Annotated in this window: 8 protein-coding genes and 1 tRNA gene; 5 read left to right on the top strand and 4 right to left on the bottom strand. The window is 64.2% G+C overall.

Features of this window, described 5'->3' with window-relative positions:
* Positions 1–134: 134 nt before the first annotated feature.
* A complete protein-coding gene (locus tag AB688_RS03725; RefSeq protein ID WP_063542266.1) occupies positions 135–1,793 on the bottom strand; it encodes an OFA family MFS transporter in 1,659 nt (552 codons plus the stop codon).
* 474 nt (positions 1,794–2,267) lie between these two features.
* On the opposite strand from AB688_RS03725, the gene AB688_RS03720 reads away from it, so the two are divergent.
* From AB688_RS03720 to ppk2, 5 genes are all read left to right on the top strand, one after another.
* On the top strand, positions 2,268–4,523 hold the full coding sequence (locus AB688_RS03720; RefSeq protein WP_063542264.1) for an AsmA family protein: 2,256 nt from the start codon (positions 2,268–2,270) through the stop codon (positions 4,521–4,523).
* Positions 4,520–5,587, top strand: coding sequence for an A/G-specific adenine glycosylase (gene mutY, locus AB688_RS03715; RefSeq protein ID WP_063542262.1), 1,068 nt, complete (start codon positions 4,520–4,522; stop codon positions 5,585–5,587). The genes AB688_RS03720 and mutY overlap by 4 nt, the downstream gene beginning before the upstream one ends.
* Positions 5,584–5,856 carry an oxidative damage protection protein gene (locus AB688_RS03710; RefSeq protein ID WP_029612825.1) on the top strand — a complete coding sequence of 91 codons (273 nt, stop codon included), beginning with the start codon at positions 5,584–5,586 and terminating at the stop codon, positions 5,854–5,856. The genes mutY and AB688_RS03710 overlap by 4 nt, the downstream gene beginning before the upstream one ends.
* Positions 5,857–5,978: 122 nt before the next feature.
* Positions 5,979–6,054: transfer RNA gene (locus tag AB688_RS03705), tRNA-Phe, on the top strand.
* 386 nt (positions 6,055–6,440) lie between these two features.
* On the top strand, positions 6,441–7,424 hold the full coding sequence (gene ppk2 / locus AB688_RS03700) for a polyphosphate kinase 2 (RefSeq protein WP_054891702.1): 984 nt from the start codon (positions 6,441–6,443) through the stop codon (positions 7,422–7,424).
* A 54-nt stretch (positions 7,425–7,478) separates the two neighbouring features.
* Here the strand turns inward: ppk2 and AB688_RS03695 are convergent, their stop codons facing one another.
* From AB688_RS03695 to AB688_RS03685, 3 genes are all read right to left on the bottom strand, one after another.
* Positions 7,479–7,676: a hypothetical protein gene (locus AB688_RS03695; RefSeq protein ID WP_054891701.1), complete on the bottom strand. Its 198-nt coding sequence runs from the start codon at positions 7,674–7,676 to the stop codon at positions 7,479–7,481.
* Positions 7,677–7,860: 184 nt separating this feature from the next.
* A complete protein-coding gene (gene aguA, locus AB688_RS03690; RefSeq protein WP_063542260.1) occupies positions 7,861–8,967 on the bottom strand; it encodes an agmatine deiminase in 1,107 nt (368 codons plus the stop codon).
* A gap of 240 nt (positions 8,968–9,207) precedes the next feature.
* Positions 9,208–12,108: an aminotransferase gene (locus tag AB688_RS03685; protein ID WP_155738182.1), complete on the bottom strand. Its 2,901-nt coding sequence runs from the start codon at positions 12,106–12,108 to the stop codon at positions 9,208–9,210.
* Between the last annotated feature and the right edge of the window lie 7 nt (positions 12,109–12,115).

Genomic DNA, 12,115 nt, shown 5'->3' with positions numbered 1-12,115 from the left:
GCCGGCTTGAAACGCGGATGACGTGTGGCAGCACAAAGCATTCGCGGGCGAGCCCGCTCCCACAAGGGCAACATCGCCTTGCAGGAGCGGGCTCGCCCGCGAAAGGGCCCTTTCAGGCCCGGCAAATCAGTGCATCAGTGGAACAGCACCGCCGTCTTCTGCAGGGTGATCCACACGCCCCAGGCCAGCGGAATCACCACCACGGCCCAGGCCAGCAGCACCAGCGGCAGGCTGCCAGGCGCTGCATGCCACTCCAGCGACTGCGCACCATCGGCGCCCTTGTCGTGGCTCAGCGCGCGCTCGGCGGCAAGTTCGGCCTCGGTCATGAAGTACTTGTCGGCCACCGGGCGCACCAGCAGGTTGCAGATGAAGCCCAGTACCAGCAGGCCGGCGAGGATGTACAGGGTCATGTCGTAGGCGGCGGCACGCGGTACGCCCGCAGCCAGCTGGGCTTCACGCAGGTAGGTGATCAGCACCGGGCCGAGCACGCCGGCTGCTGCCCAGGCGGTCAGCAGGCGACCGTGGATCGCACCGACCATCTGCGTGCCGAACAGGTCGGCCAGGTAGGCGGGCACTGTGGAGAAGCCACCACCGTACATCGACAGGATGATGCAGAACGCCGCCACGAACAGCGCGACGTTGCCGATGTGGCCCATGTTCGGCACCAGGGTGTACAGGCCCACGCCGATGGCGAAGAAGGCGAAGTAGGTGTTCTTGCGCCCGATGTAGTCGGAGAACGACGCCCAGAAGAAGCGCCCGCCGATGTTGAACAGGCTCAGCAGGCCGGTGAAGCCGGCAGCGATCGCAGCGATCTGTGCCAACTGCGCGGCATTCAGCTCGCTGAAGCTCAGGTCGTTGCCCAGCAGCTTGCCGCCGAACACTTCCTGCAGCAGTGGCGAGGCCATGCCCAGGATGCCGATGCCGGCCGAGACGTTCAGGCACAGCACCAGCCACACCAGCGCGAACTGCGGGGTCTTCCAGGCCACGCTGACGTGCACGTGACGGTCGGTGACCATGGCGTTGGCCTTTTTCACCGGCGGCGTCCAGCCCTCAGGCTTCCAGCCGGTCGGCGGCACGCGGTACGCCAGGGCGCCAGCAGTCATGAACACGAAGTAGATCGCCGCCATGGCGATGAAGCTCTGCCATACGCCGACTTCCTGGCCGTTGGCGAAATGCCCCATCAGTGCAGTGGCCAGTGGCGCCCCCACCATCGCGCCGCCGCCAAAGCCCATGATCGCCATGCCGGTCGCCATGCCGCGCTTGTCCGGGAACCACTTGATCAGCGTCGAAACCGGCGAGATGTAGCCCAACCCCAGGCCGATACCGCCGATGACGCCCGAGCCTAGCCACATCAGCCAGAGCTGATGGGTCTTGATGCCGATTGCCGAGATCACCAGGCCGCCGCACCAGCACAGCGCCGATACCAGGCCAGCCTTGCGCGGGCCGGCGTGTTCCAGCCAACCGCCCAGCACGGCGGCCGAGCAGCCGAGGAAGACGAAGAACAGGGTGTAGATCCAGCTGAGCATCGAGATCTGCCAGTCGCAGTCGGCGCTGAACAGACGAGCGATGAAGCCCATGTCAGGCGAGCAGGCGACCGGTGCGGTGATGCCGATGGCCTGGGACAGAGGCAGCCAGAACACCGAGAAGCCATAGGCCATGCCGATGCACAGGTGGATGGCCAGGGCGGCCGGTGGAACCAGCCAGCGATTGAACCCTGGCCGGGCGATGATGCGCTCCTTCGACAGGAAGCCCGGCGCGCTCGTCGCCGCTCCTGCCGTAATACTGCTATTCATGGATTCGATCCTTTTATGTATGGTTGCGCTTTCGGATCGTTTCCCTGGCTGTTTCGCGGCACACAAGGCGAAATTGGCACCGTTTTCGGCGTCGTTGCCCCGCGACAATAGGTCGCGGTCACTCCGGAAGCTGCGCAAGGTTACCAGCATAAGATGACGGCGAGATCAATCTGACATCATTATTTTTCATAAAACTGAACCGGTACAGGTCGGTCGCGCAACCGTTTGCGATGTGCAGCGGCCTCTTCGCGGGCAAGCCCGCTCCTACAACGGCGGTACCACGCGGCTTTCGTGGGAGCAGACTTGCCCGCGAACGAGACCGACGCCGACTCGAACGTGGAACTGCCCAAGCCAGAACTGTCGAATCCGATTCGCAGGAAACGCCCTGTATCTCTTGTCAGATACTCAGAAGCGATGGTCGCGGCGCTATACTCTGCCGCTCGAATTCACCTATCGGACTACAAGGACTCGCCCATGAAAGCGTTCGGCAAATTCCTGGGGCTGGGACTTCTCGGGTTGTTGCTGATCATCGTGGCGCTGGGCTTCGCCCTGACCCACCTCTTCGATCCCAACGACTACAAAGACGAAATCCGCCAGCTGGCCCGCAACAAGGCCCACGTCGAGCTCACCCTCAACGGTGACATCGGCTGGAGCCTGTTCCCCTGGCTGGGCCTGGAACTGCACGAGGCGAGCATCGCCACGCTGAACAACCCCAAGCAGCCGTTCGCCGACCTGCAGATGCTCGGCCTGTCGGTGCGCGTGCTGCCGCTGCTGCGCCGTGAGGTGCAGATGAGCGACGTGCGCATCGAGGGCTTGAACCTTAGGTTGCTGCGCGACGAACACGGCCATGGCAACTGGGAGGATATCGGCAAGCCGCTCCCCAACCCGAATGCCACGGCCAGCAACCAGCCGGCCCCTGCCGAAGGCGCGCCCGCGCAGCCATCGGCGCAGGCGCAGGCCAGCAGCGAGCGCTCGGTGAAGCTGGACATCGACAGCCTGACCGTCAACAACGCGCGGGTGCAGTTCACCGATGAGCAGAGCGGCAAAAGCTATGGCGCCGAAAGCATCCAGTTGAGCAGCGGGCCCATTCACGATGGGGTCAGCACCCCAATCAAGGCCAGCGCCTTCCTCAGCGCCAGCGAGCCGAACATCAAGGCTCGTACCGAACTGGTCGGCGACCTGCGCTTCGACCGCAAGCTCAAGCGCTACAGCCTCGAAGACATGCGCCTGTCCGGCGAAACCTCGGGCGAGCCGACCGCTGGCAAGACCGTGACCTTCGCAGCACAGGGCCAGGTGCTGGTCGACCTGGGCGCCAACGTCGCGTCCTGGAGCGGCCTGAAGGTCTCGGCCAACCAGTTGCGCGCCCTCGGCGAGCTGAGCCTGCGCGACCTGGACAAGGCGCCGCAGATCAGCGGCGGGCTGTCCATCGCCCAGTTCGACCTGCGTACCTTCCTCGACGGCATCGGTCATCCGCTGCCAGCCACTGCCGACCCGGCGGCCTTCGCCAAGCTGGAACTGGTCGGTCGCCTGCAAGGCACCCAGAACTCCATCGCCATGGAAGACTTGGCGGTGAAACTCGACCAGAGCACCTTCACTGGCCGTGTCGCCGTCGAAGACTTCGCCAAGCAGGCCCTTCGCGTGCAGCTCAAGGGCGACACCTTCGATGCCGACCGCTACCTGCCTGCCAAGAGCGATGAGGCCAAGGGCGCCAAGGCCGCGCGCCAGGCCGAGGTCAAGCAACAGGAAGCCAGCGCGATCGCCGGTGCCGGCACCACGCCGCTGCCCAACGCCCCCACTCAAGTAGCCTGGAGCAACGACAAGCTGTTGCCGGTCGATCGCCTGCGCGCCCTCGACCTGCAGGCCGATCTCTCGTTCGGCGCGCTGACCCTCGACAAGCTGCCGATCACCGACGCCCAGCTCAAGGCCAATGGCCAGGGCGGCCTGGTCACCCTGGAGACCCTGCGCGGTGGCCTGTACAACGGCACCTTCGAAGCCAAGGGCACCGTCGACGTACGCCCTGCCGTCCCGCAGCTCGGGGTGAATACCAGGATCAACCGGGTACCGGTCGAGCACTTCATCAAGCGCGAAAGCCCGGATCAGGCACCGCCGGTCAAGGGCCTGCTGACCTTGTCGAGCGACCTGACCGCCACCGGCAACAGCCAGAAGGCGCTGATCGATACGCTCAACGGCAACGCCAGTTTCACCATCAATGACGGTGTGCTGGTCAATGCCAACCTCGAGCAGCAGCTGTGCCAGGCCATCGCCACGCTCAACCGCAAGCAGCTCAGCGGCGAGCCACGGGCCAAGGACACGCCGTTCCAGGAACTGCGCGGCACGCTGGTGGTACGCAATGGCGTGGCCAGCAACCCAGACCTCAAGGTGCGCATCCCGGGCTTGACCGTGAACGGCCAGGGCGACCTGGACCTGCGCGTACTGGGCATGGACTACGGCGTCGGCGTGGTGGTCGAGGGCGACCAGCGCGCCATGCCGGACCCGGCGTGCCAGGTCAATGAGCGCTATGTCGGCGTCGAAGTGCCACTGCGCTGCCGCGGCCCGCTCGAACTGGGGGCCAAGGCCTGCCGCCTGGACCAGGACGGCCTGGGCAAGGTTGCCGCGAAGCTTGCGGGCAACCGCCTGAAAGACAAGATCGACGAAAAGCTCGATGAAAAACTCGGCGACAAGGTGAGCCCTGAATTGAAAGACGCGCTCAAGGGGCTGTTCAAACGATGAGCCCCCAGCAGTTCTCCAGCGCCGTGCTGGCGTGGTTCGACCAGCACGGCCGTCACGATCTGCCCTGGCAACAGGGCATCACCCCCTACCGGGTGTGGGTGTCGGAAATCATGTTGCAGCAGACCCAGGTCAGTACCGTGCTCAACTACTTCGACCGCTTCATGCAGGCCCTGCCCACCGTGCAGGCCCTGGCCGAGGCGCCGGAAGACGAGGTCCTGCACCTGTGGACGGGCCTGGGCTACTACACCCGCGCGCGCAACCTGCAGAAGGCCGCGAAGATCGTCGTCGCCCAGCATGGCGGCGAGTTCCCGCGCAGCGTCGAGGCGCTGACCGAGCTGCCCGGTATTGGCCGCTCCACCGCAGGCGCCATCGCCAGTATCAGCATGGGCATCCGCGCACCGATCCTCGACGGCAACGTCAAGCGCGTCCTGGCGCGCTTCACCGCCCAGGCCGGTTACCCCGGCGAGCCGAAGGTGGCCAATGCGCTGTGGGCCGCAGCCGAGCGTTTCACCCCCATGACCCGGGTCAACCACTACACCCAGGCGATGATGGACCTTGGCGCCACGCTGTGTACCCGCAGCAAGCCCAGTTGCCTGATCTGCCCGCTGCAACAGGGTTGCGAGGCGCACCTGCTCGGCGACGAGAAACGCTACCCCGAACCCAAGCCGCGTAAGGCCCTGCCCCAGCGCAAGACGCTGATGCCGCTGCTGACCAACAACGAAGGCGCCATCCTGCTCTACCGCCGCCCCTCCAGCGGCCTGTGGGGCGGCCTGTGGAGCCTGCCAGAGCTCGACAGCCTGGCGCAGCTTGACGACCTTGCCTACCAGCACGGCCTGCGCATGACCGAAAGCCAGGCGCTGCAAGGCCTGACCCACACCTTCAGCCACTTTCAGCTGGCGATCGAGCCGTGGCTGGTGCGAGTCGACCCGCTCGGATCGCACGTGGCCGAGCCTGACTGGCTCTGGTATAACCTCGCCACCCCGCCGCGCCTGGGCCTGGCAGCCCCGGTCAAGAAGCTGCTCGCACGCGTGGCCGACGAATTGATTGCAGGAGAAGCCCGATGACCCGCACCGTGAAGTGCCGCAAGTACAACGAAGAACTGCCAGGCCTGCCACGCCCGCCCTATCCTGGCGCCAAGGGCCAGGACATCTACGAGCACATCTCGCAGAAGGCCTGGGACGAGTGGCAGAAGCACCAGACCATGCTGATCAACGAGAAGCGCCTGAACATGATGAATGGCGAGGATCGCAAATTCCTCCAGGCGGAAATGGACAAATTCTTCGCCGGCGAGGACTACGCCCAGGCTGAAGGCTACGTTCCACCCAGCGCGTGAACCCGATCCGAACGGTTCGCTGTACAAAAAACAGACAACATTCGTAAGCGACGGAATTAATTTAAAAAATTTTCAAAAAGTCGTTGACGCAAGGTCTGAAAACCTTTTTAATTCGCCCCGTCGCCCAGATAGCTCAGTCGGTAGAGCAGAGGATTGAAAATCCTCGTGTCGGCGGTTCGACTCCGTCTCTGGGCACCACCATTAAGCATCGGGTGGTTGCAAAGTTACCCGAAGCGACACAAGAAACCCGCCTAGTGCGGGTTTTTTGTTGCCTGCGATTACGCTTCTTCGTCAGTGCAACCATCCATGCCCCTCGCCTGTACCAACCTAATTGCCATTGCGCATTCGCTGGAGCAAGGTGAACGCACGCCAGCCAACCCGTAAATCGACGTCTCTGCGATCAAATTCTGTTTTTTGCAGAACCGGGCCGCTGCGCGGCCCAATCGCGGGACGAGCCCGCTCCCACAGCGTGTACTACCGCAAAGTGGTCTTGCCTCACCGACCATCATTGACCAGCATCAAAACGCCACCAGCCGCACCGCCCTACACTGCGCCATGGATACCCGATCCCCGAAAGGACCTCCATGAGCGACGATTCCCCCCTCCCCCTTGCCAACCCCGTCGAGGCTGCACCGGCTACGCCACTGCGTACACCGCGCCCTCGCAAGCGCAAACCGCAAGCGTCCATCACCCGGATCAGCCAGCAGCCTACCGCCCTGGAAGTCGCCACCGCCCCTAAAGGCAGTAACGAAGACAGCACCAGCGCGCGCCTGCCGGCCAGCTACCCCTACCGCACGCGCATGCGCCGCCAGGAGTACGAAAAGGCCAAGCACGCGCTGCAGATCGAGCTGCTGAAGGTGCAGAGCTGGGCGAAAGATACCGGCCAGCGCATCGTGGTGCTGTTCGAGGGACGCGATGCAGCGGGCAAAGGCGGAACCATCAAGCGCTTCATGGAGCACCTGAATCCGCGAGGGGCTCGCATCGTAGCGCTGGAGAAGCCGTCCGAGCAGGAAAAGGGCCAGTGGTACTTCCAGCGCTACATCCAGCACCTGCCTACGGCGGGCGAAATGGTGTTCTTCGACCGCTCCTGGTACAACCGCGCCGGGGTCGAGCGGGTCATGGATTTCTGCTCACCGCTGCAGTACCTGGAGTTCATGCGCCAGGCACCTGACCTTGAGCGGATGCTGTGCAACAGCGGCATCCTGCTGTTCAAGTACTGGTTCTCGGTGAATCGCGAAGAACAGCTGCGCCGCTTCATCTCCCGGCGGGACGACCCACTCAAGCACTGGAAGCTGTCGCCAATCGACATCAAGTCACTGGACAAGTGGGACGACTACACCGCCGCCAAGGAGGCGATGTTCTTCCACACCGACACCGCCGATGCGCCCTGGACGGTGATCAAGTCCGACGACAAGAAGCGCGCCCGGCTCAACTGCATCCGGCACTTCCTCCACTCGCTGGATTACCCGGGCAAGGATCACAGCGTCGCCCACGCGCCAGATCCACTGCTGGTGGGTCGTGCCGCTCGCGGGTTCGAGGAAGAGGACGCTGCCGAGCTGGCCAGCTGAAACAAAAACGCCACCGTCGATACGGTGGCGTTTTCGTTATGCGATGCCTTGCCTTCAGTGCCAGACAGCAACCAGAGCCTCGAGCTCCGCTTCACTGAGCAGGCCTTGAGGATAACGACCATCCAGAAGGCGGCGCGTATCGGTCTTCCTGACCCGGATGTTTCCATGGTGCTTCAACCATTGCGCCAGCACCTTGAGCGATTCGTGATTGATCGCCATTGGAGACAAAGCCGACTCACTTGTTGCATTCATTCGACACGTACTCCCTGGGGCCGTGAGCGGCTAAATTACTGTGGGATTGTTACAGAACAGCGTGGACCGCCGCCCCGAAACACCCCAGGGAAATGCAATACAAGAGCTGTGCCAGCGCGTGGATAAATCGTTTGCGCGAAGCAAAAGGGCCTGTCATTCGACAGGCCCTTTCAGTGTTCGGCGATCAGCGCTTGACCGGTGCCGGTTGCTGCTGGGTGAGGCAGTGGATGTTGCCGCCGCCCAGCAAAAGCTCGCGACCCGGGATCATCACCACTTCATGGTCCGGGAAGACCTTGGCCAGAATCGCTCTAGCCTGGGCATCTGCCGGGTCGTCGAAGCTCGGCGCGATGATGCCGCCGTTGACGATCAGGAAGTTCACGTAGGAGCCGGCCAGGCGCACCGACGGGTCACGCTCCTGGCTGCCAGCGACCTGGTCAACGCCGGCGCATTCTTCCTCGGTGGCGAACAGCGGCCCAGGAATGGGCATCTTGTGCACCACGAACTCGCGCCCCTTGGCATCGCGGGTGTTTTTCAGCACCTCGTAGGCAGCCTGGCAGCGCGCATAGTTGGGGTCGTTGGAATCATCGGTCCAGGCCAGTAACACTTCGCCCGGGCTGACGTAACAGCAGAAATTGTCGACGTGGCCGTCGGTTTCATCGTTGTACAGGCCTTCGGGCAGCCAGACGATGGTCTCGACTGCCAGATGTTCGCGCAGCACGTCTTCGATCTGCTCACGCGTGAGGTGCGGGTTGCGGTTGCGATTGAGCAGGCACTCTTCGGTGGTGATCAGGGTGCCTTCGCCGTCCACGTGGATCGAACCACCCTCGAGTACGAAACCTTCAGTGTGGTAGCGCTGGCAGCGCTCCATCTCCATGACCTTGGCGGCCAGTTCTTCGTCACGGTTCCAGGGCGCATACAGGCCGCCATCGAAACCGCCCCAGGCATTGAAGCCCCAGTCCACGCCACGCACTTCGCCATGATCGTTGATCACGAAGGTCGGGCCGGTGTCGCGGACCCAGGCGTCGTCGTTGCTGATCTCGACCACGCGAATATTGGGCAGGTCGAGCTGGCGGCGGGCATTTTCGTACTGGCCCGCAGATACCGCCACGGTGACCGGCTCGAAGCGGGCAATGGCCTTGGCCAGGGTGACGTGCGCCGCCTGCGCGGGCTTGCCGCCCAGGCGCCAGTTGTCCGGGCGCTCCGGCCAGACCATCCATACCTGGGTTTGCGGGGCCCACTCGGCGGGCATGTGGAAACCGTCGGCGCGGGGAGTCGAGTTCAGGGTCTTCATGAGTAGCCTCTGGATGGCCCGGCAGGCTGGTGCCAGGGTTGATTGTGCGGGTGTCTGTCAGGGCCTCTTCGCGGGCAAGCCCGTTCCCACAGGGGCAGCATCAGCTACCTGTGGGAGCGGGCTTGCCCGCGAAGGGCCAGCGAGTACGACCAATCTAACCGATAGATATCGACTTTTAAAGCCTGAAATAAAATACAAATAGATATTTCAAGAAATTTAATCGATATAAATCGATTTAAATCAGCTCAGCTCCGCCAACACACGGTCCACGCAATCGACGAAGTAGTCCACGCTCTGCCGCGTGGTGCACATCGGCGGCTTGATCTTGAGGATGTTCAAGTAGTCTCCCGTGGGCTGCATGAAGATCCCCAGGTCGCGCAGGCGATCGCACAGGACCATGGTCTCCTCGGTGGCCGGTTCCAATGTCTGGCGGTCACGCACCAGTTCCAGCCCCAGGTAGAAGCCCGAGCCGTGGGCAGCGCCCGCAAGCGGATGTTTATCGACCAACGCTTGCAAGCGCGCCTTGAAGTGGCGGCCAACATCGCGGGCGTTATCCCACAGCCCTTCGTCGCGCATCACATCCAGCACCGCCATGCCGATGCGGCAGCTCACCGGGCTGCCGCCGGCCGAGGAGAAGAAATAACCCTCGGCCTCGAGCGCTTCGGCAATCTCGCGCCGGGTGATCACCGCACCCAGCGGCTGGCCATTGCCCATGCCCTTGGCCATGGTGATGATGTCCGGCACCACGCCCTGCTCCTCGAACCCCCAGAAGTACTCGCCCAGGCGGCCGTAGCCAACCTGCACTTCATCGGCGATGCACACGCCGCCGCGCGCCCGCACCTTTGCATAGGCCTCGCGCAGGTAGCCCTGGGGCAGCGAGATACCGCCGGCATTGCCGTACACAGGCTCGCAGATCATCCCTGCCAGCTGGCGGCCACGGGCATCCAGGTCGGCGAGCTTGGCGTCGACATCGCGCAGGTAATCACTGGCACTGTCAGCGCCGCGGTAACGGCCGCGGAACGTATTGGGCGCCTCTACCGGATGCACCCAGTCCGGTCGGGTTTCCAGAGCCTGGGGATTGTCGGCGATCGAGGTGGAGATGGCATCGGTGGCCACCGACCAGCCGTGATAGGCCTCCAGCACGCTGAGCAAGTCACGCCCACCGCTGTAGGCCCAGGCCAGACGGATCGCCAGATCGTTGGCCTCGGTGCCGCTGTTGACCAGAAACACCCGGTCGAAGCCTTCCGGCGCTATTTCGAGCAGACGCTCGGAGAACTCGGCGACGGCCGCGTAGTGGAAGCGCGAGTTGGTATTGACCAGCGACCACTGCCGCGCCGATTCAGCGACCATGCGCGGATGCCCATGCCCGAGCACCGCCACGTTGTTGAGCATGTCCAGGTAGGAACGCCCCTGCATGTCGATCAGGTAGTTGCGCCAGCCGCGCTCGATATGCGGCGGCTGGGCGTAGTAGTGCTTCTGCGAGCGGGCGAAGCTGGCATCGCGCCGCGCCAGCAGCGCCTGGGCATCGACCAGCGGCTCGGCATCGCAGTCGAAGCCGAGCAGTGCCGTCGGCGACGGGCAAAGCGCCAGCCAGGCCTTTGCCTGGGACGGTTTGGCGAAGAACGGCGGCGCGATGTTCGGATCCAGGCACAGCTGTACGCTCAGGAAGCCACAGGTCGAACCGAGCAGCTGGCCCTTGCGCACCGATTCGCCATCCTCCGGCGCCTGCTCCAGGCCGCTCAGCCACAGCCCCCAACCGGCGGTGCTCAGACACCCGCGGCCATCCCCCGTGCTCAGCCAGATACCGGTTTGCGGCGCGTGCAACACCGTACCGCCCGGCAGGTTCAGTTCCACGCCCAAGGCACAGGTGGCAGGCTCGTCAGGGCGGTCAAAATGGGTTTGCGACAGACGGTACTGCCCATGCAGCGTGGTGGCGGGAGCCGGCTGGGCAAGCAACAGGTGCTGGTCGAATCCAGCCTGCTGCCAGTTTCCAGCCTCGCAGTGCGGGCTCAGCACACCCAGATCGAGCCGACCCACGGTCTGGCCGGCCAGGCTCGGCAGCAGTGCTGCGCAGTCGCCGAGGGCCAGGGTGTCCGGGGCAAAGCCCGCGGTCTGCAGGATCGCCGCTTCCATCAGGGCGGCAGGCACCGCAGTGGCAGTGTCGAAGATTTCCCACTCATGGGCGATGTTGTCGCGGGTGTACTGGTTGTCCGGATCGACGGTGAGTTGCTGCTCGCTGCTGAGCACCAGCACCGCGGAACGGTTGAGCACCAGCGGCCACAAGGCGCGCAATTCGGCTTCGCTCAGCGGATTGACCGCCTGGTAGGCCGCAACCACCGGCAGGATCCGTAGCGGATCGCCTTCGGCATGATGCAGCAAGGCCGCGCAGGTGACAGAGAGGTCGGCGATACGCCAGGTGTGGGACAGATCGCCGAAGTCGATAACGCCTTGCGCCTGCCACTGACGATGCTCGTCGAGCGCCCAGACCACGTTGTCATCGGTGATGTCCAGATGCACCGCCTGCGTCGGAAGCTGTCCGACCAGCGGCTGCAGACGCGCCCGCGCCTGACTGGCCACACCCTCGACGCGCTCGCGTCGGGCCTCGTCCTTGATGACCGGCAGCAGGTGCTCGATCAACTCCTCGGCATGGCGTGGGTCCCACTGCAGCGTGCGCTCCAGCCCCGGGTGCTCGAAACCGGCCAGGGCCTTGCCGAGTTGTGCACACAGCGTCCCCAGCTCGGCCATCAACCTATCCGGCATATGCTTCAGACGGGTCAGCGGCTGGCCGTCGATGTATTCGAGCACGCGGCAACGCAGGGCCTGGCCGCCGATCTCCAGGGCCAGCAAGCCCTCGCCACTCAGCGCTGCACGCACCGCCGGCACCGGCAGACCCTGCCCCTGCAGATACGCGAGTGCCGCGTGTTGCGCCTCGAGCTCGACCTGGGCATAGCTGCCATGACACAGCTTGAAGACGAAGCGCCCCTGCTCGCTGTCCAGCCGGAAGTTCACGTCCTGCTGGCTACCGAGGGGCACCAGCGCGCCGTGCAGGCCGTAATAGGCCTGCAGGGCATGGCTGGCCTGCACCTCGGAAACCTCGGGACGTGGAAGGCTGGAGCGGTGGATCAGGGTGTGCAACGGCATGGTGCGA

The organism is Pseudomonas putida, from assembly GCF_001636055.1.
Lineage (GTDB): Bacteria > Pseudomonadota > Gammaproteobacteria > Pseudomonadales > Pseudomonadaceae > Aquipseudomonas > Aquipseudomonas machongensis.
The sequence above is the reverse complement of the archived record's forward strand: the minus strand, read 5'-3'. Positions and strand labels throughout refer to the sequence as shown.

Coding starts and splice junctions, on each gene's coding strand:
- AB688_RS03725 (WP_063542266.1), bottom strand. CDS start 1,793: ATGAATAGCAGTATTACGGCAGGAGCGGCGACGAGCGCGCCGGGCTTC.
- AB688_RS03720 (WP_063542264.1), top strand. CDS start 2,268: ATGAAAGCGTTCGGCAAATTCCTGGGGCTGGGACTTCTCGGGTTGTTG.
- mutY (WP_063542262.1), top strand. CDS start 4,520: ATGAGCCCCCAGCAGTTCTCCAGCGCCGTGCTGGCGTGGTTCGACCAG.
- AB688_RS03710 (WP_029612825.1), top strand. CDS start 5,584: ATGACCCGCACCGTGAAGTGCCGCAAGTACAACGAAGAACTGCCAGGC.
- ppk2 (WP_054891702.1), top strand. CDS start 6,441: ATGAGCGACGATTCCCCCCTCCCCCTTGCCAACCCCGTCGAGGCTGCA.
- AB688_RS03695 (WP_054891701.1), bottom strand. CDS start 7,676: ATGAATGCAACAAGTGAGTCGGCTTTGTCTCCAATGGCGATCAATCAC.
- aguA (WP_063542260.1), bottom strand. CDS start 8,967: ATGAAGACCCTGAACTCGACTCCCCGCGCCGACGGTTTCCACATGCCC.
- AB688_RS03685 (WP_155738182.1), bottom strand. CDS start 12,108: ATGCCGTTGCACACCCTGATCCACCGCTCCAGCCTTCCACGTCCCGAG.